Origin of the sequence: Oceanispirochaeta sp. (assembly GCF_027859075.1) — a bacterium.
Lineage (GTDB): Bacteria > Spirochaetota > Spirochaetia > DSM-2461 > DSM-2461 > Oceanispirochaeta.
Map to the genome: position 1 here is coordinate 1 of NZ_JAQIBL010000020.1, position 26,201 is coordinate 26,201.

24 protein-coding genes are annotated in these 26,201 nt (G+C 50.1%); 9 read left to right on the forward strand and 15 right to left on the reverse strand.

Annotated elements, in window-relative coordinates; genetic code table 11:
- Positions 1 to 178: 178 nt before the first annotated feature.
- A complete protein-coding gene (locus PF479_RS01335) occupies positions 179 to 1,213 on the reverse strand; it encodes an NADH:flavin oxidoreductase/NADH oxidase (RefSeq protein ID WP_298001453.1) in 1,035 nt (344 codons plus the stop codon).
- Positions 1,214 to 1,241: 28 nt separating this feature from the next.
- On the opposite strand from PF479_RS01335, the gene PF479_RS01340 reads away from it, so the two are divergent.
- A complete protein-coding gene (locus tag PF479_RS01340) occupies positions 1,242 to 1,385 on the forward strand; it encodes a hypothetical protein (protein WP_298001455.1) in 144 nt (47 codons plus the stop codon).
- Between the two features lie 88 nt (positions 1,386 to 1,473).
- On the opposite strand, the gene PF479_RS01345 is transcribed toward PF479_RS01340, so the two are convergent.
- From PF479_RS01345 to PF479_RS01365, 5 genes are all read right to left on the reverse strand, one after another.
- On the reverse strand, positions 1,474 to 1,812 hold the full coding sequence (locus PF479_RS01345) for a helix-turn-helix transcriptional regulator (RefSeq protein ID WP_298001456.1): 339 nt from the start codon (positions 1,810 to 1,812) through the stop codon (positions 1,474 to 1,476).
- 117 nt (positions 1,813 to 1,929) lie between these two features.
- Positions 1,930 to 3,153 (reverse strand): DUF3322 domain-containing protein, encoded by a 1,224-nt coding sequence (locus PF479_RS01350; RefSeq protein ID WP_298001458.1) that lies wholly within the window; start codon positions 3,151 to 3,153, stop codon positions 1,930 to 1,932.
- Positions 3,150 to 6,524 carry an ATP-binding protein gene (locus tag PF479_RS01355; RefSeq protein ID WP_298001460.1) on the reverse strand — a complete coding sequence of 1,125 codons (3,375 nt, stop codon included), beginning with the start codon at positions 6,522 to 6,524 and terminating at the stop codon, positions 3,150 to 3,152. Before PF479_RS01355 ends, PF479_RS01350 begins: the two co-directional genes overlap by 4 nt.
- Positions 6,521 to 7,153: a DUF4194 domain-containing protein gene (locus PF479_RS01360; protein WP_298001462.1), complete on the reverse strand. Its 633-nt coding sequence runs from the start codon at positions 7,151 to 7,153 to the stop codon at positions 6,521 to 6,523. The genes PF479_RS01355 and PF479_RS01360 overlap by 4 nt, the downstream gene beginning before the upstream one ends.
- On the reverse strand, positions 7,134 to 8,606 hold the full coding sequence (locus PF479_RS01365; RefSeq protein ID WP_298001465.1) for a DUF3375 domain-containing protein: 1,473 nt from the start codon (positions 8,604 to 8,606) through the stop codon (positions 7,134 to 7,136). The genes PF479_RS01360 and PF479_RS01365 overlap by 20 nt, the downstream gene beginning before the upstream one ends.
- A 96-nt stretch (positions 8,607 to 8,702) precedes the next feature.
- Between PF479_RS01365 and PF479_RS01370 the strand changes: the two genes are divergently transcribed.
- Positions 8,703 to 9,956: an MFS transporter gene (locus PF479_RS01370; protein ID WP_298001467.1), complete on the forward strand. Its 1,254-nt coding sequence runs from the start codon at positions 8,703 to 8,705 to the stop codon at positions 9,954 to 9,956.
- A gap of 246 nt (positions 9,957 to 10,202) precedes the next feature.
- On the opposite strand, the gene PF479_RS01375 is transcribed toward PF479_RS01370, so the two are convergent.
- On the reverse strand, positions 10,203 to 10,829 hold the full coding sequence (locus PF479_RS01375) for a transposase (protein ID WP_298001469.1): 627 nt from the start codon (positions 10,827 to 10,829) through the stop codon (positions 10,203 to 10,205).
- A 715-nt stretch (positions 10,830 to 11,544) separates the two neighbouring features.
- Here PF479_RS01375 and leuS point away from each other — a divergent pair.
- A complete protein-coding gene (gene leuS, locus PF479_RS01380) occupies positions 11,545 to 14,052 on the forward strand; it encodes a leucine--tRNA ligase (RefSeq protein ID WP_298001470.1) in 2,508 nt (835 codons plus the stop codon).
- Between the two features lie 148 nt (positions 14,053 to 14,200).
- Positions 14,201 to 14,842: a uracil-DNA glycosylase gene (ung, locus tag PF479_RS01385; RefSeq protein WP_367277192.1), complete on the forward strand. Its 642-nt coding sequence runs from the start codon at positions 14,201 to 14,203 to the stop codon at positions 14,840 to 14,842.
- Here the strand turns inward: ung and PF479_RS01390 are convergent.
- From PF479_RS01390 to PF479_RS01395, 3 genes are read right to left on the reverse strand one after another with little or no spacing between them, the layout of a single operon-like run.
- Positions 14,764 to 15,579: a hypothetical protein gene (locus PF479_RS01390; protein WP_298001475.1), complete on the reverse strand. Its 816-nt coding sequence runs from the start codon at positions 15,577 to 15,579 to the stop codon at positions 14,764 to 14,766. The two genes, ung and PF479_RS01390, sit on opposite strands and share 79 nt — an antisense overlap.
- An 18-nt stretch (positions 15,580 to 15,597) precedes the next feature.
- Entirely contained in the window at positions 15,598 to 15,753 is a 156-nt protein-coding gene (locus PF479_RS20695; protein WP_367277191.1) for a DUF4416 family protein, read from the reverse strand.
- On the reverse strand, positions 15,737 to 16,150 hold the full coding sequence (locus PF479_RS01395) for a DUF4416 family protein (RefSeq protein WP_298001477.1): 414 nt from the start codon (positions 16,148 to 16,150) through the stop codon (positions 15,737 to 15,739). Before PF479_RS01395 ends, PF479_RS20695 begins: the two co-directional genes overlap by 17 nt.
- Positions 16,151 to 16,249: 99 nt before the next feature.
- On the opposite strand from PF479_RS01395, the gene PF479_RS01400 reads away from it, so the two are divergent.
- Entirely contained in the window at positions 16,250 to 17,662 is a 1,413-nt protein-coding gene (locus PF479_RS01400; RefSeq protein WP_298001479.1) for a hypothetical protein, read from the forward strand.
- Between the two features lie 71 nt (positions 17,663 to 17,733).
- Here PF479_RS01400 and aroF read toward each other — a convergent pair whose 3' ends face one another.
- Positions 17,734 to 19,644, reverse strand: coding sequence for a 3-deoxy-7-phosphoheptulonate synthase (gene aroF, locus PF479_RS01405; RefSeq protein WP_298001481.1), 1,911 nt, complete (start codon positions 19,642 to 19,644; stop codon positions 17,734 to 17,736).
- Between the two features lie 9 nt (positions 19,645 to 19,653).
- A complete protein-coding gene (locus PF479_RS01410; RefSeq protein ID WP_298001483.1) occupies positions 19,654 to 20,358 on the reverse strand; it encodes a transglycosylase SLT domain-containing protein in 705 nt (234 codons plus the stop codon).
- A 209-nt stretch (positions 20,359 to 20,567) separates the two neighbouring features.
- Here PF479_RS01410 and PF479_RS01415 point away from each other — a divergent pair, with 209 nt between their 5' ends.
- The 3 genes from PF479_RS01415 to PF479_RS01425 are packed head-to-tail and all read left to right on the forward strand — an operon-like array spanning position 20,568 to position 23,462.
- Positions 20,568 to 21,518: an aldo/keto reductase gene (locus PF479_RS01415; protein WP_298001485.1), complete on the forward strand. Its 951-nt coding sequence runs from the start codon at positions 20,568 to 20,570 to the stop codon at positions 21,516 to 21,518.
- Between the two features lie 42 nt (positions 21,519 to 21,560).
- A complete protein-coding gene (locus tag PF479_RS01420; protein WP_298001487.1) occupies positions 21,561 to 21,914 on the forward strand; it encodes a response regulator in 354 nt (117 codons plus the stop codon).
- Between the two features lie 3 nt (positions 21,915 to 21,917).
- Positions 21,918 to 23,462 (forward strand): peptide ABC transporter substrate-binding protein, encoded by a 1,545-nt coding sequence (locus PF479_RS01425; protein ID WP_298001489.1) that lies wholly within the window; start codon positions 21,918 to 21,920, stop codon positions 23,460 to 23,462.
- On the opposite strand, the gene PF479_RS01430 is transcribed toward PF479_RS01425, so the two are convergent.
- Both PF479_RS01430 and PF479_RS01435 read right to left on the reverse strand, forming a co-directional pair.
- Positions 23,443 to 23,610, reverse strand: coding sequence for a hypothetical protein (locus PF479_RS01430; protein ID WP_298001491.1), 168 nt, complete (start codon positions 23,608 to 23,610; stop codon positions 23,443 to 23,445). The two genes, PF479_RS01425 and PF479_RS01430, sit on opposite strands and share 20 nt — an antisense overlap.
- Positions 23,611 to 23,655: 45 nt before the next feature.
- Entirely contained in the window at positions 23,656 to 24,063 is a 408-nt protein-coding gene (locus PF479_RS01435) for a hypothetical protein (RefSeq protein WP_298001493.1), read from the reverse strand.
- Between the two features lie 99 nt (positions 24,064 to 24,162).
- On the opposite strand from PF479_RS01435, the gene PF479_RS01440 reads away from it, so the two are divergent.
- On the forward strand, positions 24,163 to 24,678 hold the full coding sequence (locus tag PF479_RS01440) for a phosphoribosyltransferase (RefSeq protein WP_298001494.1): 516 nt from the start codon (positions 24,163 to 24,165) through the stop codon (positions 24,676 to 24,678).
- Between the two features lie 6 nt (positions 24,679 to 24,684).
- Here PF479_RS01440 and PF479_RS01445 read toward each other — a convergent pair.
- The coding region (locus PF479_RS01445; protein WP_298001496.1) for a hypothetical protein at positions 24,685 to 26,201 on the reverse strand (1,517 nt) is incomplete at its 5' end.

Genomic DNA, 26,201 nt, shown 5'->3' on the forward strand with positions numbered 1-26,201 from the left:
CGGCATTAAAATGGGGAGAACTGACGGCCCTCAGATCTCTATCAGGAAAACCTTTGCCCATACTGGACGGACTCATAGCGTCTACAAGTTCTCTGGAAGGAGCCATTCTTGTCACCCGCAACACAAAAGACTTTGAAGGCTTAGCCATCCAGACCCTGAATCCCTGGCTTTAAGCGCCTTATTTAGACCGTGCATATTGAGCGGGCCAGTAAGAAAGATCGACCCCGGCTTCCTGTGCACTCAGCAGAGGAAAATAGGGATTGCGGAGCAGCTCCCGGCCCAGAAACACCAGATCCGCATCTCCTGAACTGACGACCTCTTCCGCCTGAGAGGACGAGGTGATCAGGCCGCCTCCCACCACAGGCAATCCGGTCAGATTCTTGATGATCCTGGCCGCCGGAATCTGGAAAGCCGGTCCGGCGGGGATCTTTACATTCGGTACGACACCCCCTGTGCTCACATGGACGATGTCTATCCCCTCGTCTTTGACAAGATTGATTATCTGGGCCAGGTCTTCACTTTTATTGCCCCCTTCCGCGTAGTCCAGGGCGGAGATTCTGAGGATGAGGGGATTCTCTTCCTTCCAGACCGAACGTACCGCCCTGACAATCATCCTCAGGAATTCAGCTCTCCTGGCAATATCGCCGCCGAAATCGTCGGTTCTAGTATTGGTCAGGGGAGATAGAAACTCACTGATCAGGTAGCCGTGAGCCCCGTGAATCTCCAGGATCTCATACCCCGCCTCGGCGGCCCGCAGGGCGGCATTTTTAAAGGATTCAGCGACCACGTCCATGTCCTGACGACTCATCTCCCGGGGTGTTTTGTACTCCCCATCGGCCGGATCGAAGTTGATGGGCGAAGGAGCGATGACATCCTCCCCGGGAGCACAGCACTTCCGACCCGCATGGCCGAGCTGGATGGCCGGGACGGCTCCCTCGGCCTTGATTCCTTTGACAATGTCCCGCAGGCCGGGGATATGAGAGTCGTCCCAGATACCCAGGTCCCGGGAGGAAATACGTCCCCGGGATTCCACGGCCGTGGCTTCCTGGATAATAAGAGCGGTACCGCCCTGGGCCCTCGTCCTGTAATGAAAGCTGTGCCAGGGGGTGGCCAGACCGTCAGAGCCGGCGCTGTACATGCACATGGGGGGCATGACAATCCTGTTTCTGAGAGTCACATTTTTTATATGAAGTGAAGTGAAAAGGGTATTCATCGCAGAATCTCCGTGGATATTAAGATTTATGAATCACCAAAACATAATCCAGAACCGGGTCATTCTGCAAATTTCAGAGGACCGCCGGCGGAGGGAACCGGCTTTCCGCTATAGCCCCCTGCCGGGACGTCTGGGGATGTGTACTGCCAGTGCAATAACATTGCACTGGTGATTTTTTCGCTCAGGGCCGAAGGGCTACCGCTAGGCCGCCCCTGGGACTGCCGCTTCTATCCGTCGGATAATATCATCAAAACGGGGGCTCACATATCATCTCCCCACTTGAAGTCCTCTTCCCGATTCCCGTTATCACGAACCCTCCTGGGCTGCTTCTTAACGGATTCAGCCAGTGGGCTGTACTGCCGGGTTTCGGCAAAGAGGGATTCAAGGCGGTCTAATTCACCGAGGCCTCTGAGAATCCGGATGAAGCTTTTTAGACTGATGGAGCGCTTTCCATTTCTGAAATTCGATATGAGCTGACGTGAGATTCCTCCGGCAGATTCCAAGTCGGAGTCCTTCATCCTTTTTTCTATACGGAGAACATCCATCTTTTCAGCCAGATCACGGAGGATCTCGTCATCCTTCATTAAACTATAATCCAAAAAAACCTTCTTATGTAACAATTAAGTTACATTAAACCTACTTATACTCTCTATTGTAATATTTAAATTACATAATATCAATTTAATTATTACAATATTATGCTTTGTACAGACCATTCATTCAAAATGAAACCCCAGCTTTTTCAGGCAGTCTTCCAGGCGGGAGAAGAGGATGAATTCCTGCTCCAGCCGGACTCCCGGGCCATAGCGGTTTTCCATAAGGTCCCGGAGTAGGAGTTCCTCTTCCCGAGCCAGCCCGGAGGGCATGCCATTTATCCCCTTTGGTTCCTCTCCCCAGTGAGCCTCATGATGCAGCAGAGTCTCCCTGTCCATCAGGATAGACCGGGTATGGGGAAAGAGCTTGCGAAACTGAGCCAGGATGGCAAAACCATGACTATCCAGATCGCCCCAATAGAAAAGTTCTTTCTTATGAAGCCAGGACGCTTCCGACAGGGTCCCAAAATGATAGCCCCGACCAAAAAGAACCATTGTGTCCTTCACCCGGGGGAAAGCCAGGGCACTTATATCATTTTCTACAACAACTACCCTTTTAACATCTGGCTGCATCCGGCAGAACTCATCGGAGGGAACACTGAGGTCTGAGAAAGCTCCAAAATCGCTGAAATTTCCAGGTCCACCCAAACTTCCCGATCCATCAGTCAAAAAGGGGTATCGAAAACGGATCAGCTCAGGCCGGCTCGTAAAGCCGTAACGCCTCTCAAAGTTCTTGACTCCTGAAAACCGGGAATCAATATTTGCAGGGTCCAGAAGCCGGTCGAGGAGGCTCATAAGAAGCCCCCGCCGCTGCTCGATGAATTTAGTATCTACCCCCTCCAGGGAGAGCTGCCGGACATAGATTCCTGGATTCGGGTGCTCCGTCACCCAAAGGAGAATTCTAATGAGGCGGTCAAGATCACTGGCGTGACGCAGTAGCCTATGGGGGTTCTCCAGGCTCCACGGCCGTAGGACCGGAAAGGCTGAGGAGAGCTTCTTTGAGAGGGAAAGAAACAGTTCAAACTCTTTTTTCTTCCCCAGGAATGAGAGCAAGTCTGCTGATTCTTGAAAGAGGAGGGCCGAGGGAAGAGAGTTCTCCCCCAGCTGGCGGTGATTGACCGCCCTTCTCTCCAGGGTCCAGGGAGCACCAGCGCTTTCTAATTCCAGCTGCCGAGTCCAGCGGCGCACCTCATCAAACTGGGTTGTCATCTCAGAGGAACTGGGCATCTTCAGGGGAGCCCTCAGGGGAAAGTCCACAAGTTTTTGAGCCATCTCAGAAAGGAGAGATCCCCCTTCCCAGCGTTTTAAGTACTTCTTTTTGATGCTTCCCGGCATGCCCCATGTCATTGATTCTGCTCATACTTTCTCTGCCGGTACTCCTGGATGGTGAAGTTCCGCAACAAGGAGCGCTTCCCGTTTTCATTGTGGACAAAACCGACACTGGCAACATAGGGTTCGATGATATGGATCTTCTGCAGGGGAGTAATCACCAAGAGCTGGAGGTTCAGTCTCTTAAATAGCTCCAGGCCGTACCTGGCCGATTCATCGGAGCCCCGGCCAAAGGCCTCATCGATCACGACAAAACGAAAACTCCGGGAGCGGACCTCATTGAATTCAAGGCCGAACTGATAGGCCAGGCTGGCAGCCAGGACCGTATAGGCCAACTTCTCCTTCTGCCCTCCCGACTTTCCGCCCGAGTCGGTGTGGTGTTCGTATTCGCTGTCGTCCTCTTTCCAACGCTCCGAGGCGGCAAAATCAAACCAGTTGCGCACATCCGTGACCTTACGGGTCCACTTGCGGTCCATATCACTGCTGCCCTCCCGTCCCCGGAAACGGTCGACGATCTTACGCACCTCCAGGAATTTCCTCTCTGTGTACTGCTCCCCCTGACGGCCATCCAGGCTGCCCTCGGTACAGCCCTTCAGATCCTGACGGAACTGACGGATTTCAACATCATTGGAGTTCATCGCATCCAGAATAATATAGCGGTCCTTGTTGTATTCAATGGAGGACATGGAACGGTTAATTTTCCCTATTCTGTCTTCGATATCCTTCCTCTCCCGGAATAACTGGGACTGAAAATTCGCAATTTCTTTGATGGTTTCCTCATTGAGCAGCTCCTTGAACCGCGCCTCAAACTGGGGCAGGTCGTCCCTTTGAAGCCGTTCCAACATGGCCTTATACTCATCCCCCGCTTCGATCTGCGCATCGATCTCGCTGGTTTCACTCACATAGTCCCGCCTGAAATCCTGCATGTCCCGCACAATGGCCTGGCCCAGACGGTCCTGGCGCTTCACAATCCCGTCGATCCGGGCCTGCAGCCACACACGGAGATCATGCTGCCGGGCATCACAGCTTTCTATGGTCAAATGATGCTCTCCCAGGGCCTCCTGCCGCAGGGGTTCAATGAGACGGGCCCACTCCTCCCTGGTCTTATCAGAGCCTTCCGCCAGGGCGTCCGCATTGTCCCGGAGCTCCTTGTAGTTCCTTATTTTTTCTAAAAGGGTCGCCAGGTCATCCTTGACGGAGGCCAGTTTGCTCTGGAGCTCCTGCCGTTCCTCTTCCAGAGCCTTGAGGCGGTCATAGAGAGTCTTCAGGACATCAGAAGCAGACTCCAGGGTGCGGACTTCTTTTTCCATCTTTTCTATCTGCAGTGCCAAAGGCTGCCAGTGAATCTCTTCAAAACGGGAGTAATGGCGCATGCCGATGATGGCGTTCTTTTTCTCATCCCGTAAGGAGGCCTCTTTATCGAGGAGGAGAAACTCATTTCTCAGGCGTTTCATCTCCTTTTCCACAGCTTCACGGATGACTCCCAGAGCCTCCAGCTTGGAGCGGTTCATCCAGCCCAGAACATAACGGCTTTTGTCATCGATGAGGTGACGATCGTCCTTTTCATGACGCTCTCCCCCACTCTTGATGAGTCCCTTCCGGGTCAGCCCCTTACGTGCCCGTCTCAGATCTTCCATGCTGGTGCAGCAGCTGTAGTCAAACCTCTTATGAAGCTCCCCTTCCAGCCAGTTCAGCAGGGGATGGTCTTCCTTCAGCTCCAACTTTCCCAAGAGGGAGTCCGGGGCGACGTCATAGGTCTTCAGCTCTCTCTTTTCGGAGGTCCGATAGAACACAAGGCGGCCTCTCAAACGTGTCTTATCGACCCAGGCCGCCACATCACGGTACAAACGGTCGGGAACAAGCAGGCTCAGGGCAAAGCTGTGGAGGACCCGTTCAATCGCCCCTTCCCAGGGGGCCTCATCCTCCCTGACCTTGACCAGCTCACCCGCAAAAGGAAGCTCCTCCTCCGACAGATTCAGATCATCGCAGAGACTCTCCCTAATGGCCAGCTGCCTGGAATCGATGTTGCTCTTGCGGGACTTGAGGGAGTCTATCTCATGATTCAGCTCACGAAACCTCTTGTTTTGCTCTGCAAATAAGACTGTACATTCGCTCCGCCGGTTTTCACCATCCCGGCTCTGCTCCTCCTGCTCTTGGAGCATCTCATCAAGGCGGGTACGGTTGTCCACAAAATCATCAGAGTTGCGGATCTCTGCAAGGTCTAGAGTCTGAGAGAGGGCACCGTACTCCTGGAATCGGATAAACCGGCGCTGTTTCTCCTCTTTCGCCCGGCCCCACTCGGATTTCAGCTGCTCTAAACGGTCTCCCCCGTTTTCATAGATCGCCTGTTTGAGCTTGTCCCGCTCCTCTTCCTGACCCAGATGGGCCTCTTCCATGGAGTGTACGGACGCCGCCTTTTTCTCCCTTTTCTCATCCAGTCCCCCGATGCGGTCATTCAAGAGTTCCCACTTCAACCGGGAAAAATAGGGTTCCAGTCCGTCCCGGCAGGTCCGGCTCTGCTCCAGGGTTTCACCTAAGCCGGCATGACTCACCAGGTCTGCCGCCAGGGGGGTTAAACGGCCAATCTGGGCCTTCGCCTTCAAGACCGTTTCATGAGAGCGGTTCAGGTCATCAAAATGAGTGATCAGAGCCTCCAGGCGAGGGGCCACTTCGAAGGCCTCCAGCATGTGCTCCCGTACAAAGGAGGTCAGATTGCCAATGGACTTCATAGAGACGGTCTGGTGAAAGAGATCCAGGGCCTGCTCGTTCTGCAAGCCGAAACGACGGCGGAAGGCGGCACTGTAGGGAGGGAAATTATCATAGGGAGGCTCCGTGTGATCCAGGCCTCTGAGCTGTTTTTTTAGGGTATTGATGTCCCCTCCAAAGCCGGAGAAATGCTCTTTGATGCTGAGCTCGTCGTCGGAAACAAGGTAGAGCCGGGAAGGTTGAGACCCGCTGTCCTTCTGCCAGAAGACCTGTGCGAGGGTCACCACCTGGTTAAAACCCTCATTGCGGAACAGCCCTAAAAGGACCGAAAAGCTGCTGCGGTCCCGCAGAGGAACAGGTTTGGCCGCATGGCCCTCATCGCTGCGCTCTGACTTGTAGTAGCCCATCACATAGGAGCGGAGGGATCGCTCCTTCTTCTCCGCCCCGGCGGCCTTGTTGTAGCGGATCTTACCGGGAGGAACCAAGAGGGTTGTCACCGCATCCACCAGGGTGGACTTTCCCGACCCGATGTCTCCCGTGAGCAGTCCATTATCCCCCCGCAGTGGGAATTCCCACACCGTATTATGAAAGGTCCCCCAGTTGTAGAGCTCCAGCTTATCCAGGCGGAATCCAGCCTTGCCGTCGTCGTCTGAAAACTCCAAAAAGTCATTCTGACCGTTCATTCCGCCTCCTCCTCAGAGTCGTTGTCATCAGAATCATCCCCCGCGGGATCCTTCACACCAGAGTGGGAAGCATACTCCTCGAGCTTCAGATCAAGCTCATTCAGCCACTGGGCGTCCACAAAGGCTTTTAGAATCCGCTTGATCTCCACCTTTTGTTTCTCATCCCCCAAAAAGCGTAGAAAGCCCATGTCCAGGACCTTTTTCATGTAACCCTCGACCTTGCGGACAAACTGTACCTCGTTTATCCCCGCCGGAAAATAAACCGCCATCATATCAACAATTTCCTGTCTATCCAGAATGATCCTGACCTCCCCGCTCCCCGCGTCGTGTTCGGCCATCTTCCGCCGCAAGAGGGCCAACAGCAGGCTCACCGGATAGGAGAGGGGTCGTCTGCTGATCAGCCGGGGTAGACCTTCCTCATCCTCGCCCTCCTTGTTTTTCAGATAGGCGAATCCTTCATCCTCGAAAATCACCAGATCCAGGGCCATGCGGGCCAGGTAGTCACTCAGCTCTCCCTGATACTGTAAAAGCTGCTGCCATCGGGCGGGGTTATCCTCACGGCTGATCACCGATTTCATCAGGCTGATCAGGAGAACAGAGAAAAGGGTTTCATTGTCCTGTGTGTCCATTGTTTGTCCTGTTAAAAAGTATGCGGGGGATGCTAGCGCTGCGGAGAATCCCCTCCCGGTCGGTCCAGCGGATCTCTTCCTTTATCTTATCATCAATGATGGCCGACAGGCTGTCTTCAGCAATGGAGAGATAGGCCACCAGTTCAGCCAAACCCTCTTCCAGGGGATGCTGGACAAGTATGTCTCCCAGGGACGCCTGGTCCTGTTTCTGTACAAACCGGCGAATATTGCCCTTTAACCGCTTCTTGTCTACCACCACCTGGTTAAAGAGAACCTCATCGTCCAAAACCGTCATGTCCGCCGCCTCAAAATGGGCGGTCAGTTCATGGGAGAGGGGCGGGGAAAACAGGGGGTGTTCCATGGGCAGACGGACCTCCGGTCGAAACCCGTTCATGGACAGAAACACACCCTCGGGACTCGCACCCCGGATCTTCAGAGCCTTCTGTTCGATGCCGTCCAGGAGCCGGCTGATCCTCCGGTTCTCGTAAAAACTCTTATCATCTAAGAAACGGCGGAGCTGCTGGCTGAGGCGGGCCACGGTCCGCTGGGTCTGCTCTCCTGCCAGCATCCAGTCAAAGTGTATCCTCTTAAACCTCTCCGATTCTTCCAGATCCTTAACAGCATCAAGGGCACAAACCGCATCCAAAAGATCAGACAACTCCTCCTGACTGACCGAGGACATCAAAAACCCCCAGAAGGCGGAAAAGCTCTGCCCCTCGTCTGAACCGGAGATGGTATCCCGCTCTCCCAGCAGTATCTTGAGGAGGCTGCTTTTATCCCCGGTCCAGGAGGCAATTTTCTCCCTGGTGTCCCGGTCCAGATCACGGAAGTTCTGTTCCACCGCCCTGAAATCGCTTAAGAGCTCCCCCGACTGACGCTGAAACTGAAGGAAACGCTCCCGTACCTCACGATCGGTCAACAGAGGGATATACCCCTCTCTCACACGGCGGATCTCCTCATCGATCTTCTGTTTTTCCTCCTCCAGCCTGGCTACCCGGGACTCCTCGTCCTCTTCCATGCCATTGACGATCTGCTTGAGCAGTTCGATGCTGGAAAACAGGCGGCTTTCGGTTCCGATGAAGGCCCGCTCAAAGAGCTCTCTCATCCACTGCAGAGCCTTTTCACTGGCAGGAGTCAGGTCAAAATGGGGTTCATCCCTGCCGGGGGGGTAGAATTTCCTGAGCCAGCCCCTGTCGTTCCGGCTCCACTCGCTTAGATATTCAGAGGCACTCCGGGGAAAGCGGTCTTCCGACTCCATCTCCCTCAGGGAGTAGAGGTAGTCCTCCAGGAGCATCAGGATTTCGGGCTCACTGATCTGCCGGATCTTTACATCCGAAAAAACCTTATCCAAAAAGCCCGCGATAAGAGGACTGTTCTCGGCCGCCATCAGGCGCCAGGCGGGGTGACTTTTCCTCATGTGTTTCAGTTCAAAATAATCCAGGGCCATAGGCATCACATTCTACCAGAACTCTTGATTTCATGAAAGAACTTCAGAATTGACAAATCAGACCTGTTGCCCCAGTCATCACAACAGGATATTCTCCTACTCATGAAATCAATGAGAGCTGCTTTTAACTCAACGCGTATAGAACGGTACGGGCTCTTTCTTCTGGTAATGATGCTCTTCGGCCTGGGTGGCGGACTCTTTAGAGGGGTCCAGGACAACTACCTGGCCTTCCTGGGAATCGATGAGGCCGGACGGGGAGTGGTCGAGTTTTTCAGGGAACTCCCGGGACTCCTCCTCTTCCTCCTATTAGCCCTCTTATACAAAATGGCTGAACGTTACATCATCCGCCTGGCCCTGGGATTTTCGGTCGCAGGTATGCTTGGATTTCTGGCCATCGGCACAGGGATCGTACCCGCCGTTTTCTGTCTGACCCTCTGGAGCCTGGGAGAACACCTCATCATGCCGGTACGCCAGTCCTATGCCATTCACTCCGCCGAACCCGGCAAGGAAGGCATGGCCATCGGTTTTCTCCGGGGAGTCGTAAATGCAGGTCAGGTGGTCGGCCTGGCTCTGGTTCCACTTATCTTTCTCTTGCCCCAGGTGCAGAGAGACAGGGATGCCGGTGGCCGACTGGGTTTCGTCATCGTCTTTACGGCGGTGGGCTTTATGATCCTTCTGGCACTGACCGCCGCCTTCGGCATGGTGCAGTCCCAGGGCAAGCTGCAAAGAAAGAGGCTCTACTTTGACAGAAAATACAAAAAATACTACGGCTTGGAAATGTTTTATGGGGCCCGGAAACAGGTGTTTCTCACATTCGGCCCCTACCTTCTGATCCTCCATTACGGGGCTCAAACCGAATATCTGGCCAGCCTTTTAGGTATCTGCGCCCTGTTTAATATCTTCTTTACACCCCTGATCGGAAGGCTCATCGACCGATTGGGCTACAGAACCATCATGATCGGCGATACGGTGATCCTCTTCTTTGTCTGCCTCCTCTACGGCTTTGCCCACCGGATTTTCCCCAGGGAGGTCGCCATCTGGGTGGTGAGCATCAACTTTGTGATTGACTGGATTGTCTCTAACGCCAGCATGGCCGCCAGCGTCTATGTCAGCCGGATCAGCGAGGGCAAGGAGGAGATGACCGCCGCCCTGTCCACAGGGATCTCCATCAACCACCTCATCAGCGTGATCATCGCCTTTGGGGGCGGATTTCTCTGGAAATTCTTCGGTGTTGAGTGGCTCTTTATTCTGGCCGCTGTGATGGCCGTGGCAAACTCCCTCTTTGCCATGACCGTTCCCAGGGTACAAGCCCACAGCCTCAAAAACCCAGTTGAAGAGGCCGTTCCCGGGGTTTAGGAATTATAGATGACAGGCATCTTGCCCTTCCACTTGTTCCACAGAGGCTCCTCAGTGAACAGCTCCGCCATACAGTGAGCCACATTGATGCGGCCGGTCTTGCCCGGGTCAAAGAGGGCACTGCGAATGGGAGAGGGATGCAGGCTGTAGGCAGAGACCTCCCCTTGGTCAATGAGGGTATCCGGCCTGAGAACAGACCATTCGATCCTGCGTCTCTACGGTCGTTTCCAATACGGCCGTGCGTCTCTACTCCGTGGTGTTATTATCATTTCCCCAATTTGAAGGATTATTCTTTATGTATTGACGGATAAGGTTTAATTCATTTTCATCACGGATAATTCGGTCATGGAAACGAGGTTGCCATACCGGGATTCCTGGGGTATGACGTAATTCATTAATTGATTTTGTGGCCGATGATTTAAAACCAGCGACAAATGATGATATTGACCGGGGTAACCGTTTGATATTGATTCCATTCATTTTATCAACGATATCCGTATCGTCAATGCAATCCGTAGAGACGCACGGCCGTGCGTCTCTACGGTCGTTTCCAATACGGTCGTTTCCAATACGGTCGTTTCCAATACGGTCGTTTCCAACGTTCTTTTTAATTATAACAACACCATGAATATGATTCGGCATAATGCAATATTCATCACACAATAATTCTGCACGAATTTCAAATGATTTTAACCATTCGAATCCTACAATATTCCCTATTTCCGAGAGAACCATTCTACCCCGTGTAACATCCCCGAACAAACATTCCCTGCTTTTTGTACAAATGGTAATAAAATAATATCCCGGGGAAGAATAATCCCAGCCTTTCAACCGGGAGGACTCTATGCGATATTGATTTTTATACAGGGTCATGATTTATGCCTCTTGATCGTTGCGATGCACAGCCGTGGGTTTCTACTCTTTTTTTAATCTTTCTTCTCTTTAACACGGCATGGACGCCGGGCTTTTTGGGAAGCAGAGATTTTAAGATCACTCGCTCATTTATTGTAACATGTTTTTGAAAAGCATTGGTGCGGTATTGCCCATAGCTACTTTTATACACAATATACATATGACTCAGAGTCCCCATATTAATCCGTGAATGTGGATGCAAACAGCATAATTCAATTATCGCTGATAAACCTGATTAATACCCACTGCCCGGGCTGGTCACTCCGCTGCGCTGCGTTGCTCGCCCATGCGGCCCGGGAGTGCAGCGGCAGGCCCCCTTCCTGCCCGGCAGAGCGGCCGAGCGGAGCAGCCCTTAGGCCCTCAGCCGGAAAACTACCGTAGCGTGCGCAGGTAGAACCCAATAGATCTGCAGGAACCCTTAGGCCTAACCTGTTAATCACCGAGGCCCTTTGGCCTTAATAAAAGCAACACCGAAGCTCTAAATGAGCTTCGGTAGATTAAAAGCCCCAAACCTCGGTAGCCATCAATAATTAGCCTCGATAGCTATCTACAATCGACACGGCTGGCACAAGAAGGTTCCCGGTTAATAACATGGCCCTTACAAAAAATCATCAAGGCTCTAAACAAAGCAGGAAAGATTAGACTATTTTTAGACTCTCTGGTATTATCTTTGCCTATGAGCAAATATCCATTTAAAGACATCGAAGCCACATGGCAGAAATACTGGGAAGAGAATAAAACTTTCAAAGTCACTGAAGATCCTGCCTTCCCCAAGGACAAGCGAGCCTATGTCCTGGACATGTTCCCCTACCCTTCAGGAGCCGGCTTACACGTTGGCCACCCCGAAGGTTATACGGCCACCGACATTTACTGCCGGTATCTGAGAATGAACGGATTCAACGTTCTCCACCCCATGGGATTCGACTCCTTTGGTCTCCCCGCGGAAAACTACGCCATCAAGACGGGAACTCACCCGGCCATTACAACAGAAGCCAATATTCAGAACTTTCTGGTACAGATAAAGGCCCTCGGTTTTTCCTATGACTGGGACAGAAAGGTCTCGACCCATACAAGCGAGTACTACCACTGGACTCAGTGGATTTTTCTCAAACTCTTTAAGGCGGGACTGGCCTACGAGTCGGACATGCCGATCAACTGGTGTCCCGACTGTAAGACAGGCCTGGCCAACGAAGAAGTTCTGGATGGACGATGCGACCGCTGTGGTCATCAGGTGGAGCGGAAAAACCTGCGCCAGTGGGTGTTCAAGATCACAGAATACGCAGACAAGCTGCTGGAAGATCTGGATACCCTGGACTGGCCTGACTCGGTCAAGGCCATGCAGCGCAACTGGATCGGTCGCTCCGAGGGGGCCAATGTTATTTTCAAGACTGAAAAGACAGGGGACTCCATCGAGGTGTACACCACCCGTCCGGATACACTCTTCGGGGCGACCTATATGGTTCTGTCTCCCGAGCATACTCTGGTTGAAAAGATCACCACTCCCGAACACAAAGAGGCGGTAGAGGCCTATGTGGTCCAGGCCAATCTGAAGTCCGATATGGAAAGAACAGAACTGGCCAAGGATAAGACGGGTGTTTTCACGGGATCCTATGCTATCAATCCCCTGAACGGTGAAAAAATTCCTGTATGGGTGGCCGACTATGTTCTTATATCTTACGGATCGGGAGCCATCATGGCTGTTCCTGCCCATGACGAGAGAGACTGGGAGTTTGCTAAAAAGTTCAATCTGCCCATCATTGAAGTCCTCTCCGGCGGCAATGTGGAGGAAGAGGCTTATACCGGCGACGGTCCCCATGTGAACTCGGGTTTTCTGGACGGTCTGGGAAAAGAAGAGGCGATTAGCAAGGTCATTTCCTGGCTGGAAGAGAAAAGCATCGGTAAGGGTGCGGTCAACTATAAGCTCCGTGACTGGATTTTCAGCCGCCAGAGATACTGGGGTGAACCGATTCCCCTGGTCCACTGCGAAAAATGCGGGATTGTCCCCGTTCCCGAAGACCAGCTCCCCCTGGTCCTGCCTCCTACTGAAAACTTTGAACCCTCGGGCACGGGAGAATCTCCCCTGGCCAATATCACCGACTGGGTAAACTGTGAATGTCCCGAATGCGGTGGTCCTGGAAAACGGGAAACCAACACAATGCCCCAGTGGGCGGGAAGCTGCTGGTATTTCCTGCGCTACATTGACCCTCATAACAGCAAGGCCCTGGTGGGCAGGGAAGCCGAAGACTACTGGATGCCTGTGGACCTCTATGTAGGCGGTGCGGAACATGCTGTTCTTCACCTGCTCTATGCCCGTTTCTGGCACAAAGTTCTCTTTGACCTGGGAATTGTACAGACCAGCGAGCCCTTCCAGAGACTCATCAACCAGGGGATGATCACATCCTTTGCCTATCAGAGAAAAGATAAATCACTGGTGGCTACAGACCTGGTGGATGAAAAAGACGGAAAATTTATTGAGATCTCCACAGGAGAAGAGTTGAGCCGGGTCATCGCCAAGATGTCCAAAAGTCTGAAAAACGTCATAAACCCCGACGATATAATCCAGGAATTCGGGGCCGACTCGATGAGGATGTATGAGATGTTCATGGGGCCCCTGCAGGTCTCCAAACCCTGGCAGACCAAGGGTCTTGTGGGAGTAAACAGATTCCTCAACAGGGTCTGGGACATTGCCGAAAGAGAGATCAGTGACGAAGAGCCCTCCAAAGAGATGGTGAAGGTCCTTCATAAATCGATCAGAAAGGTCACGGAAGACACAAGAGACCTGGAGTTCAATACAGGTATTGCCCAGATGATGATCTTCATCAATGAGGCCTATAAACTGGAAAAATGCTTCAGGAAGCTCTGGGAACCCTTTGTGCTCCTCATCGCTCCCTACGCCCCTCACCTGGCGGAAGAGATGTGGAAAAAACTGGGAAAGAAAAACACCCTGGCTTTTGAACCCTGGCCTCAGTGGATCAAAGAATTCACGAAAGACGACGAGAAAGAGATCGTCGTTCAGATCAACGGAAAGCTGCGCTGCAAGATGATCCTACCTGCCGGAACAAGTCCTGCAGAAATGAAAGCGGCAGCCCATGCCCAGGAGAGGGTGAAGGAACTGACCGAGGGAAAAACCATCGTCAAGGAAATCGCCGTTCCCGATAAACTGGTGAATATTGTTATCCGATAACTTGATTGTAATTTTATATAATAAGTAATCCCCCAAAGCCTGCCAGGTTCGGGGGATTTTTTTTAATAAAGGAGGAGAGATGCACAGAGAGATCAAACTGGACCCTAGCTGGCTGGCTGTATTAGCCGGCGAATTCGAAAAATCCTACATGGAAGATCTCCACCAGTTCCTTCTGGAAGAGAAACAGAATGGGAAAATCCTCTTTCCTCCGGGAAGCCAGATTTTCTACGCCCTGGACCGTACACCCTTCGAGGATGTAAAGGTCGTGATACTGGGGCAGGACCCGTACCACGGTCCGGGACAGGCCCATGGACTCTGCTTTTCTGTCCAGCCCGGAGTAAACCCGCCTCCCAGCCTTGTGAATATCTACAAGGAGATGGAGAGTGATCTGGGCTTGAGGGCTCCCGGGCACGGCTGTCTCTCCAGCTGGGCCGATCAGGGGGTCCTGCTTCTGAACTCAGTACTGACCGTGGAGGCCCATAGGGCGGCTTCCCACCAGGGCCGGGGGTGGGAACAATTTACCGACAGAGTCATCAGGGAGCTGGAAGAAAAACGGGAACATCTTGTTTTCATACTCTGGGGAGCCTATGCCCGGAAAAAAGGAAGCTTTATCAGACGAGACAGACATCTGGTCATCGAAAGCCCCCACCCCTCTCCCTTGTCATCCTACAGGGGATTCTTCGGGAGTAAACCTTTCAGCCGGACCAATGCCTATTTAGAGGAAACGGAACAAGCCCCGGTCGTGTGGGAGTTGCCTGCAAGTGTCAGCATCCAGACAGCCTCCCCATGATCATCCACCTGAATTTCAACAACAGATTCTGATGCGGGGTTATAGAGGCTGGTGTGGCCCTCAGGGAATGTAAATTCCAGGGTACGGCCATCAGAAACAACAGGTTCCTGCAGTAAGGACCTGAAATACCAGGAGCCCTCTGGTAAGGTCAGATTTACCCTATAGAGAGTCTTAGGACGGATATACCAGCTTCGCATCTCCTGCCGGCCCAACTGGCGCATCAGGAGTTCATGGTCTGTCTGCCAGGGATTGTCCAGTGTACCCATCTCCTCCAGAAAGCGAGAACAGTTGAATCCCTCCAGATTCACCCCTGCCTGAAGAATCCTCATAAGGATGGAAATAGACGCTCCTTCTTTATAGCTGATGTCTCCTCGGTCCTTCAGAGAGGAAACATAGACTCCCCAGGGGGCTGGACTCAGGCCCGGCTGCCAGGAGGGAGGAGTTAAAAGCAGCAGAAGCTCCACTTCCTTGGGCCACTCCATAGAGATTTTCCGGGGGATACCTTCTGACCAGTCCAATTCTTTCTCTTGAAATTCTCCGCTGAAGGATCCCATTTCCAGGGACCAGATTCCTTTGAGAGATTTTTGCAATGGAGTGGGAGAGACGGGAATATCAATAGTCACCTCCTTCTCTGGTGAGAGAAGAGAGCAGGCTCCGAGAAGAAGAGTGAGACAGACGATGAGAATCGGTGTAACCTTCATGACAGGATAACAGGAAAAATGAAGCTTCTGATTCAAAGCTAATTGCAGTTGAACTTATATTGATGGGTGTATTGAAGATGACAACGACTTGAGCTGCCGAGTATAAAGAGCACGGACTTCCTGGAGGTAATCCCTGTTTTCTTTACTTCGGTAATCAGGATAAGTCCATTCCAGTTCCCGAAACGCCCCTTTCTTATACTGGAGCGTCAATTCGCCGTAGATCCCCCCGGCTCATGGGGATGCGATGGGCGTTGTTCTTGGTTGTAGCCAGAATAAATTTACTTTGGCTGAGGATACCCGGGTCCAGATTGATGACCCGTCCTTCACTCCGGAGGAAACGGTTTTCAACCGCATTGCTTTTAATCTTTATGTCTGCCAGAGACTCAGGATCAATAAGAGTGAGAAAGGAGCAGAACACCCGGTACAAAGGGGCGCCCATTTCGGCCTTGTAGTACTCTGTATAGCTAAACTCCACCGCTTCGCTGCAGCTGTCCGTCTCCCCCCAGAGGACTTTCAGCTTTATCTTCAAGGCATTCAGCAGTGTCAGGTCGGAGATCAGGATTCCCATAACCAGCTTCTCGGGAGCATACGCTTTTACTTCACCCATATTATCCTCCTTGCAAAAAACCCCTCATTGCTACAATCATGACCTATGGCCTCTGAATAAATGTTGTCACTTTATCCATATTCGTTGATAATGACTAGTATGAGTCAAATAGAATTGTTTACAGCCAAACTGGAAGAAGCTTTGATGGCCAAGGCGTCGTATCTGGTAAAGGAAGAAATACCCCAGCTCCAAGAGCAATGCCGGACTTTCCAGTCTGCCTTTACAGGTATATATAAAGTTTTTTTGGAAAAGAGTCTGATCCAGGAAGATCAGTATGACTATGAGGCGAAGATTTCAGACCTGAAGTCACCTCCTTCTGATTCTTTTGCAGAATCCGATATGTTTGTCCAGATGAACCTCCGCCTTCAAAACTACATGAGTCAGCTGGATTTTATGAATAACTTCTTTTTCATGAGTCCTGAATCCCTCAACCTGAGGGGGATCAAAAACGTTCTGTCCCTCATTGACTACTTTCACTGGAGCGAACTCTCTGTCAATTCTTCCCATCTGATGAGCCGCACTCTTGCTTTATATGTTGAGAAGATAAAACAGACAGGAGACACGATGGCCCTCAACATTTTAGCCAATTCCATTAAAGTTCTCAAAGACATTCAAAAATCCATCAAGATAATCCTTAAAAAGATTTCCCAATATTCACGTCAGAATTACAAACTTCAATGCCGGGTCAATGTTCTGAATAATATGACTCTTGACCCCAGCAGGATAAATTCCGATCTGTCCGGGACCTTGCAGGCCATCAAGTTTGAGTTTCCTCTCAAATGGGAGGGAAATCCATTCTTCAGAGAACTGGTAGAAGAAATTCTTCAGGAAGATTATTCAGCCCAGGGTGAAACCCTTAAGGAGAATGTTCTAAAATCCCTGCAGGTCAAAGAAAAAGTTGTTAAAAAAAAGAAAATTGACAAGTCTGCAGTAATGAAACAGGAATTGCTCCTCCTTATTGGAGAACTGGCCAAGATATATATTCCTCTTGAGACCATCATTATCAGGCTGGATGACAACTCCCGAATTCTGGATGAAAATCTCAAGTCACTGGCCCAGAAACTCTCCCGCTGGTTTCAGAGGGTCATGCGGAATAAAAATGAGATGTTCTATGAAATCAGTTCCAATGCCGGTGGGAAAAGCACGGAAAAACTGAATTTCACCTCCTATCTGAACTGGATCAGAATGAAAGCCTCTTTCTATAAGAATCTGAACAACAAGACCAGCACGAGTTACTTGAGAGCCGCCGATTCGGATCTGACCCAGCTGGAAGAATTTCTTGATAAAAATCAGCAGGAGCTGAAAAAAATCATCAACAAGCTGGCTGCGCTGGAACGCTTCTTCAAAGAAGAATCAGATAGTGAAATTCGAAGTAAGATGAAAGGATACAAGGCAGAACTGCAGCAGATGAAGATGGTGGTGAGCAAAATTGTAGCCGGGCTGAAAGAATACCTGGTGCAGCTGGAAGAAATGGAGCAGCTGAAAGCCCTTGGGATTGACCCTAATCAATAAAATCAGAACTTCCAGCCCTCATAAATAATTTACTTTATTAATTCCCCTTCCATGACTCGGAAAGACTCAACTCAACTGTGATACAGTCCAAGGATTCTGAAATCTTCTGTCAATCCTGTGATTTTCTCCACGGCCTGATCAAAAACAGCCCGATCTTCAGGGATCTCCAAATCGATGTAAAACATATAAGACCATGGTTTTCCGTGTATGGGCCTTGATTCCAGTTTTTTCATATTCAGCTTGTACTCCGAAAAAACAGAGAGACAGGATGACAGAGAACCGGCTTCATCAGGCAGGGAGAAGACCAGAGAGGCTTTATCCACAGTCTGATCAATTCCAATCATGTCCTTTCGGGCCACTACGGCAAAACGTGTATAATTATGGGGATTTGTTTCGATACCATCGGCAAGAATCTCAAGTCCATAAAAGCCTGCAGCATCCGCACCGGCAATGGCCCCGATGGTGAAATCATTCTCTTGAGAGACATAAGAGGCTGCTCCGGCAGTATCATAGAAGGAGACGGCCTCTATCCCTCTTTTCTCCAGAAACTCAGCACATTGGGACAGGGCCTGGGGATGGGAGTAAACCTTCTTGATGCCTTCGAGACTGGTCCCGGGTCTGACCAGGAGATTATGACGGATTCTGATCTTGATCTCCCCGCAGATTCTCAAATCGGGATAGCGATAGAGAAGATCGTAGTTTTCAAGAATAGATCCTGCAACGGAATTTTCCAGAGGAACAATACCCCAATCGGCATCTCCTGAAAGAACGGAGCGGAAAATATCAGAGAAATGGGGGACAGGAACAGCGTCGACCGAGCTGCCGCTGAAATAAGTTTTGACAGCCAGCTCGCTATAGGCTCCATGGATTCCCTGAAATGCCGCTCTGGGGCTGGAATTTTCGGTTCTTGATAAGACACCCGCCTCCTGAACAGCAGTGACCAGAGCCTGATGTCTCTTATCTGGAATGCGGGAGAGTTCCTTCCCGACGACGGAACAGAGAGTCTCCATGTCACCCATGAGCTTCTCAAACTGTTCGGGATAAAGGGACTGGGGACCGTCGGAGCTTGCGTTATCTGGGTCGGGGTGAACTTCAATGATGAGTCCATTGGCTCCCGCAGCCACACCAGCCAGAGCCATGGGAAGAACCTTGTCTCTCAGACCGGTTCCATGGGAGGGGTCGACTATAACAGGGAGGTGACTGAGTTTCTGAACAACCGGAATGGCCGACAGATCCAGTGTATTTCTGGTCATGGTTTCGAAGGTTCTGATTCCTCTTTCACAGAGGATCACCTTGTCCGTACCAGAAGCCAGCAGGTATTCTGCGGCCATCAGCCATTCTTCTATAGTGGCAGAAAGGCCCCTTTTAAGAATGACAGGCATTCCCATGGAACCGACTTTTTTGAGGAGTTCAAAGTTTTGCATGTTCCGGGCGCCAATCTGAAATATATCAATATATTCCTTCATCATATCCGCATCATTGGGGGAGACAATTTCTGTGACGACAGGCATTCCGGTCAATTCACCGGCTTCCTTCAGATAACGGCAGCCTTCTTCTCCCAGCCCCTGGAATGAGTAGGGAGAGGTTCGTGGTTTGAAGGCCCCCCCCCGCAGGATGACGGCACCGGCTTTTTTGACAGCCAGGGCTGATTCAATGATCTGTTCCCGGGATTCAACGGCACAGGGACCGGCCATAACAACGACCCGATTTCCACCAATGGTCACAGGACCGATATCAAAGACTGTATCTTCTTTTTTTAGTTCCCGGGAAGCCAGTTTATAGGGCTTGGTAATGGGAATAACCTGAGCCACTCCGGGGAGGAGCTCTATCTGCCTGATATCCAGAGAAACCGAACCCACAGCTCCGAGAACCGTTTCTTTTTCACCGATGATTTCCCGGACTTTCAGGCCCTTGGACTCCAGATATCTCTGTATATGCTTTTTTTCAGCATTCTGAACCGTATTATGCAAAACAATAATCATGGCGGTATTTTAGTTTATTTTACTACGATGTGCCATAAGGAGAGTGACATTCTTGATAGATTTAATTTCAGGCAGGGGTATCAGTTGAGAGCCGAAATCCTCCGGAATAATTCCTTCCTCCAGGCTGATGCGGTAAGACTGGATTTTTGAAATATAATTCAGAGTCATCTTTGGTGTCCGGCTGTCGTTAACCCGGTTTGGTCCGGCATTGTACATGGCAAGAGCGGTCACTTCATTACCACCCATATCAAGACAGTACCGCAGGTAGGCAATACCCTGGGGAATATTGATTTCAATCTTAAAAAAATCCTCTTCCCTCAGGTTGGGAAATGACTTTGAGTTCAGCTGAAAGAGGCCTCTGTCGGTTGAGTTTTTATTCTCGTTAACTGCATATGGATTAAAACGGCTCTCCGAAAAGGCCAGTGCAAAGGCCAGCTCGGGAGGAATATTATATTTTACCGCTTCATCATAAATCATCCGGGCAATTTTCTCATTTCCTGTGACGATGGTAAAATAGTCCAGATGACGTTCTCTTGTCAGAACAGGATCTCCGGTTATGCTGTTCATTGCCCCGTATACGGCACTGTTTAAAAAGGCTTCATATTGCTCAAGGCTCAATTCTGCCTGTTCAACATCCAGGGTCTTATGGCTTAAACAGCCGGTCAGAAATAATCCGATCCAGGCGATATAAGTTATTCTGAGTAATTTCATCATTCTCCCAACAGTATCCGGTCCTCAATGGATTTAAAAAGGACCAATTTTTTTAATTGATTCAATGCTTCGAAAAAAGAAGCTTTAAATCGTCTGAGAATATTCATGTAAACAACGGCCTTACTCAAGACAAGAAATCTTCAATATGGGAAGAAAACTCATTTATTTCATGGAATTGATGACTCTTTGGTGGTATACAAAGGTTACGCATAATGGAAAAGCAGAACAGACTGAAAAAAATCTTCCCCGAAATCTCAACCTTAAGCTTTGGGGGATGGGCTTTAGGTGGAGAATACTGGGGCCCTCAGATCCATAAAGACTCTGTGCGGGCGCTGCATAGGGCGCTGAATCTGAAGGTGAATCATTTTGATACGGCTCCAGTCTATGGAAAAGGACGTTCGGAGCAGCTGATAGGCCAGCAATTTAAAAAGATCAGGTCTACTATTTCACTGGGAACAAAAACCTTTTACACCACTCCCCAAAAAATGAAAGCCAGCCTGGAAACAAGTTTGAAGAGGATGCTCACCGATTATATTGATATTTTTTACATTCACTGGCCTCTGGGGGGCGAAGATATGAGACCGGGAATGGAAATGCTGGAGACTCTTCGGCGGGAAGGAAGAATAAGGGCCATCGGGGTCAGCAACTTTTCAGCTGATCAGATCCGGATGGTGGAAGAAGCCGGAAGAGTCGATGTGTATCAGGGTGGATATAATCTTTTCTGGCCAGTCCTTGAAAAAGAGGTTCTCCCCTACTTAAGGGAACACTCCATAGGCTTTATACCCTATGGAGTTCTGGCTCAGGGGATACTGACGGAAACAGGGATGCAGCATCTGGAATCAAACCATAAGGGATACAGACAGAAAATGATGCTGTACCGGGATGATCTGCGGGACAGAATCAAATCCTGGCTGAAAAGACTCCTGGCCGAAAGCCGCAGAACAGGAATCCCTCTGGAACAGGCAGTTACTTTTTTCTCTTTTAATCATGTTTCTGCCGATACTGTATTACTGGGAGTCAGAAACAGAGAGCAGGCAGAAAGAAATTTTCAGCCCTTACCAGAAAGACTGCCTCCCTCATTCACTGAGCTGCTTTTGAGCATAAACAGCGAGGCGGCAGACCTGGCTCAGGGTATGACAAATCTATTTAATCATAAAAGTTGATGTACTTCCTGTAACGTGGGATAATACAAAGGGGTTTAATCTATGATGAAGAAAGTCCTATACGCAGAAGATGAGTTTACCAACAGAAAAATACTTGAAATAATCTGCCGGAAGATGAACTTAGAATGCATCCTTGCAGAAGATGGTCTTCAGGCCCTGGAACTGTACCGGAAAGAATCTCCGGATCTGGTCATCCTGGACCAATATATGCCCGGATACAATGGTGATATTGTTGCCGAGAAAATTCGGAAAAAAGACAAGCTGACACCGCTGGTTGCGATAACCAGCGATGATGAGGCGGTGTCCCTTCTGGAAGAAACCGGCTTTAATCGGGTTCTGGTAAAACCTGTTAAAAACAAAGACTATGAATCACTTCTCAATACTTACCTGGAGTAACATGTGCTGAAAAAAAAGACGACTCTCTTTCTTATCTTGTTCATTCTGATCGTATCCCTTCTTTTTGGGGATGATCAGTCGGAACTGACTATAAATTTTTCTCCTTCTTCTCTCTCTCTCAATCCCCAATTGGGTTACACCACGGCAGAAGCCCAGATATTTACAGCCCTTTATGAAGGATTGGTATCCTATCAGCCCGTCACACTGCAGCCGGAACCGGGGATGGCAGAATCCTGGACAATATCTGAGGATGGACTGGTTTATACCTTTCACCTGAGGGATGGGCTGAAGTGGAGCAATGGGGAACCCCTGAATGCCTCCGATATCAGAGACTCCTGGGTAAAACTTCTGACTCCCGGTAAAAAGGCCGATTATGCCTCCCTCCTGGATGTTATTAAGGGAGCCCGTGCCTATCGAACCGGTACTGCTTCGGAGAAAGACCTGGGGGTGGAAACCCCGGACAATCAGACTCTGATCATTCATCTTGTCAATAAAGTACCCTATTTTCTTCAGATACTCTGCCATTACAGCTTTGTACCGATTCATCCGAGCCTGGATGACAGTGGTCTCTGGTGGGAAGAGAGCACAATCCCGGTCAATGGGCCTTACCAATTTTCCAGAAAACCCGAAAAAAACAAGCTCGTCCTGGAACAGAATCCTGAATACTGGGGCAGGGAAAAGGTTAAAATAAACAAGATCAACATTCAGTTCAGCGACGATCCTGCCGAACTGATGGAACAGTTCAGGCTCTATGAAGTCGACTGGGTGGTTTCAGGATGGGGAAACGAAACCATCGATCCCGGTCGTCTGGTCCTTCATCCCCTCTTTGCCACCAGTTATTTTTATTTTAACAACCAGGAAAAGCCCTGGGATGACCCACGGGTCCGTACAGGTCTGACCCTCCTGCTGCCCTGGGATGAGATCAGAGGCAGCGAATACCTGCCCACAAGCAGACTGGTCCCTGAAATCCCGAATTATCCGCAGTTCAAAGGCATAGAAAAAGCAGAGGTTGAAAAGGGCCTGGCTCTTCTTGAAGAAGCAGGTTATCCCAAAGGAAAAGGATTGCCTCCCATCAAGATAAGGGTACCCTATGGGGATGCTGAGAATCTGAAATTGATGAAAGAAAACTGGGAGACTCATCTGGAAACGGAAGTCATCATCGAAGTGGTTCCCTTTCCCCGATATTTCTCCTCCCTCAAGGAACCTGATTACACCCTGGGTCAGATCACATGGATCGGAGACTATGCGGACCCTATGACTTTTCTTCAAATGTGGCAGGAAGGGAGCAGTCTGAACGATGCCTCCTTCAGCAGTGAAGAATATAACCGTTTACTGGAAGAAGCCGTGGGAGAGGACCGGTATGAGAAGATGGGTGAAGCAGAAAAACTTCTGCTGATGACGGCTCAGATTCTTCCCATCAGTCATTCTCCGGCTCTGAACCTGATTGACCTGCGATTTATTGACGGATGGTATCCCAATGTTCTGGATATTCATCCCTTCAAATACATGGGATTCAAAAACAGCTTTGTCATTCCCGGCACAATTTAAGCCTGTTCCTGCCGTTCCCTGAAATCATTCCGGTCCGGCAGGAATGAATGGTATCATACCCCAGGGCAAGCCCTGGACCCGAGCCGCATATGCGGCTCATTCCGAGGCAGAGCCTCGAGGTATGAAACCATGCTTTCGCGGCACTCATTCGGCAATGCCCGCAAGCGGTCGCTGCCCTCATTTCATTTGCGAATCAACGGAATTCAAAAACCTGTTTTTTAACAATCGCCACGGTTTTGATGCCCGGAACGTTTTTAAAGCTATCATAACGGTGAATAGTTGTATTCACCATATCCATAATCTCCTGCTTCAGGTTGTCTTCCTGTTCAATTGTATAGTCGAACTCTGTTTTGCTGCTGAAAAGGTTTCTCATTCCATCATTGATGACTGGTGTGAGGTCTGCCAGGCTATATTGGGTTTTTTTATCTCCCCAGGCATAGCCCAGGTCCACCTTGATGATAAAGAACAAGGGGGGATCATCACTGGTCGTCCCGGTCACTTCGGGAATATTTTTATAATAGGAGTACTCCGCCAGGTCTTTGGAACAGGAAAAAAGAAGGAGGACACTCAGGATTGATAGGACGAGGGTTCTAATTTTCATACTCATACATATCGGCAGAATTACAGAGAATCTCCAGTCTCTGTCTGATCCCGGGCTGATCGACTTGCCAAAGACAGGCTTCCTGTTTTATTGTTGCACATGGAAAAGATCTACATAACTTACAATCAAATACACGACACCATCAAAGACCTGGCAGAAGAAGTCAAAAAATCAGGATTTGATCCCGATTTGATGGTCGCCATTGGAACGGGAGGATTCATTCCTGCCCGTATGGCCAAGACCTTTTTAAACAAACCCATACTGACTGTGGGTATAGCCTATTATGACCTGGATGACAGACTGGCAGACAGTCCGGTGATCACCCAGTGGGTGGATCAGCCGGAAAAACAGATCAGGGGGAAAAAGATTCTCCTGGTAGACGAAGTGGATGACACAAGAGCCACCATCGGTTTTTGTCTGGATGAACTTCAGAAACACGAACCTGCAGAAATTGCCGTCCTGGTTATTCACAACAAAAACAAGGAAAAAAAACACCCGATCCCTTCCTATATCAAGCACTACTTTGTGGGTCAGAGCTTCAAAGATCCCTGGATCTGCTACCCCTGGGATGCGGAAGATACGGCCGAACAGGACCAGATGGCTCTGAAGGGCTGATCTCCCCTACACCAGTTTCCTTTCCTTACTGCCTTTCTGTCCCCCTTCTGAGTACTTCAGATAGGGCAGGATGGCATCGTTTTTCAGTCCCCCCGTACCATCATAGGTCAGAGAGAGAACAGGTACACCTGTCATGTCCCTGATTTTACCGCTCATGGCTTCGGTCACATTCCCGGCACAGCAAAACCCGGGATTCAGCTGAACAAAAAGGGATAGATCCGGATACTGCCTGCTGATGTAATAGGTTTTCAGCAGATTATCCTGAGACTCTCCCTCATGATCCATACGGATGCTGTAGGGGGCCAGGATCTCTTCGGGGTCATCCTTGTACATAGCCACAGGTTCTTCCAGAACCTTTTCAAAATAGCGGTAATACCACTTCTCCATGGTTTCAAGGGCACTGAGAATGGGCTTGAGAGACATTATCTTTCTCAGCCGCCACTCCCTGCCCCACCTTTTAAAGTACATATCACAGGTCATCCGGGTAAACTCATGGTAGGCCATGGTCACGACTTCACCACCGTTTTGTTCAATATAGGAGATGACATCCTGGTTCATCACAGAATTGTCCCGGACATAAATATCACCGAAGAGGGCCACCAGAGGCTTCCGTGAAGATCTGTCATAGGGTATCCACTCAAAAAGCCGTATGATCTCCTGAATAGTTTGACCTGTGTTTTTCCTCAATCCCAGAAAAAGCTCAGACAGCAGGACCATAGACTTTCGGACGGCCTCATCGGTCTGACCGGGATTCTTCTCATAGGGCCTGATCCGGCAGGAGATCCTTCGGATTAAACCGGAGAACATATAGGCCTGATAGGCTAAAACAGTCACCATTGGAGACAGATCCGTATAGGCCAGCATGCCTTGATACACTTCAGCCTTTTCCAGGCCTTCACCGTAGACCTTCAGGATTTCCTGTATATGATGAGGAAACATCCTGATATTGCAGGACAAGTTGGCCTCGGGTACCCACAAAGAACAGACGGAGGGGTCCAGCCCCCTGTTTCTGATAGTGGCGGCAAAGCCTTCCACCAGGGCATTCATGGGAATGCATTGTCCGTTGTTCCACTGAAGGCTTTTCCGGATGGTCTGTTCTGTTTCCTCCATCACCACCGTAGGGTATCCCTGGGCATTCAGAATATCTGCAATGAGAGGAACTGCAGTGTCATCCCATTTGGGAATGACCAGGGTTCTTCTCTTGGACAGCACCTTGGAGTACCGGGGGTTGATCCCGGAGTAATCCGGCTTTCCGGGCTCGAAACTCTCATCCCTGTGATTCCTGAAGGAACGGACCGCCGCTTCAATCCTGGTTTCATAACCTACCGAAGAGTCATGCTCATCCAGTTCCAGAACCAGATACGGCTTGTTATGGGCATCCATAATCTTCCTGAAATACTCCACCAGAAATGAATCGGGACCGCACTTAAAGGATGTCAGGAACACCGGATACAATCCATCTGTCTGAACAACCTTTTCAGCAGCCCTGAGAATTTTATCGGCGAAGTTCCAATTGACTTCCT

What these genes read in the sequence shown, in the direction of transcription:
- PF479_RS01400 (WP_298001479.1), top strand. Translation starts at nt 16,250, where the DNA reads ATGAGTCAAATAGAATTGTTTACAGCCAAACTGGAAGAAGCTTTGATG.
- PF479_RS01395 (WP_298001477.1), bottom strand. Translation starts at nt 16,150, where the DNA reads ATGGGTGAAGTAAAAGCGTATGCTCCCGAGAAGCTGGTTATGGGAATC.
- PF479_RS01335 (WP_298001453.1), bottom strand. Translation starts at nt 1,213, where the DNA reads ATGAATACCCTTTTCACTTCACTTCATATAAAAAATGTGACTCTCAGA.
- PF479_RS01375 (WP_298001469.1), bottom strand. Translation starts at nt 10,829, where the DNA reads ATGACCCTGTATAAAAATCAATATCGCATAGAGTCCTCCCGGTTGAAA.
- PF479_RS01430 (WP_298001491.1), bottom strand. Translation starts at nt 23,610, where the DNA reads ATGAGTGCCGCGAAAGCATGGTTTCATACCTCGAGGCTCTGCCTCGGA.
- PF479_RS01370 (WP_298001467.1), top strand. Translation starts at nt 8,703, where the DNA reads ATGAAATCAATGAGAGCTGCTTTTAACTCAACGCGTATAGAACGGTAC.
- PF479_RS01435 (WP_298001493.1), bottom strand. Translation starts at nt 24,063, where the DNA reads ATGAAAATTAGAACCCTCGTCCTATCAATCCTGAGTGTCCTCCTTCTT.
- PF479_RS01350 (WP_298001458.1), bottom strand. Translation starts at nt 3,153, where the DNA reads ATGACATGGGGCATGCCGGGAAGCATCAAAAAGAAGTACTTAAAACGC.
- PF479_RS01415 (WP_298001485.1), top strand. Translation starts at nt 20,568, where the DNA reads ATGGAAAAGCAGAACAGACTGAAAAAAATCTTCCCCGAAATCTCAACC.
- aroF (WP_298001481.1), bottom strand. Translation starts at nt 19,644, where the DNA reads ATGATTATTGTTTTGCATAATACGGTTCAGAATGCTGAAAAAAAGCAT.
- ung (WP_367277192.1), top strand. Translation starts at nt 14,201, where the DNA reads ATGGAAGATCTCCACCAGTTCCTTCTGGAAGAGAAACAGAATGGGAAA.
- PF479_RS01360 (WP_298001462.1), bottom strand. Translation starts at nt 7,153, where the DNA reads ATGGACACACAGGACAATGAAACCCTTTTCTCTGTTCTCCTGATCAGC.
- leuS (WP_298001470.1), top strand. Translation starts at nt 11,545, where the DNA reads ATGAGCAAATATCCATTTAAAGACATCGAAGCCACATGGCAGAAATAC.
- PF479_RS01410 (WP_298001483.1), bottom strand. Translation starts at nt 20,358, where the DNA reads ATGATGAAATTACTCAGAATAACTTATATCGCCTGGATCGGATTATTT.
- PF479_RS01420 (WP_298001487.1), top strand. Translation starts at nt 21,561, where the DNA reads ATGATGAAGAAAGTCCTATACGCAGAAGATGAGTTTACCAACAGAAAA.
- PF479_RS01440 (WP_298001494.1), top strand. Translation starts at nt 24,163, where the DNA reads ATGGAAAAGATCTACATAACTTACAATCAAATACACGACACCATCAAA.
- PF479_RS01340 (WP_298001455.1), top strand. Translation starts at nt 1,242, where the DNA reads ATGAATCACCAAAACATAATCCAGAACCGGGTCATTCTGCAAATTTCA.
- PF479_RS01365 (WP_298001465.1), bottom strand. Translation starts at nt 8,606, where the DNA reads ATGCCTATGGCCCTGGATTATTTTGAACTGAAACACATGAGGAAAAGT.
- PF479_RS01355 (WP_298001460.1), bottom strand. Translation starts at nt 6,524, where the DNA reads ATGAACGGTCAGAATGACTTTTTGGAGTTTTCAGACGACGACGGCAAG.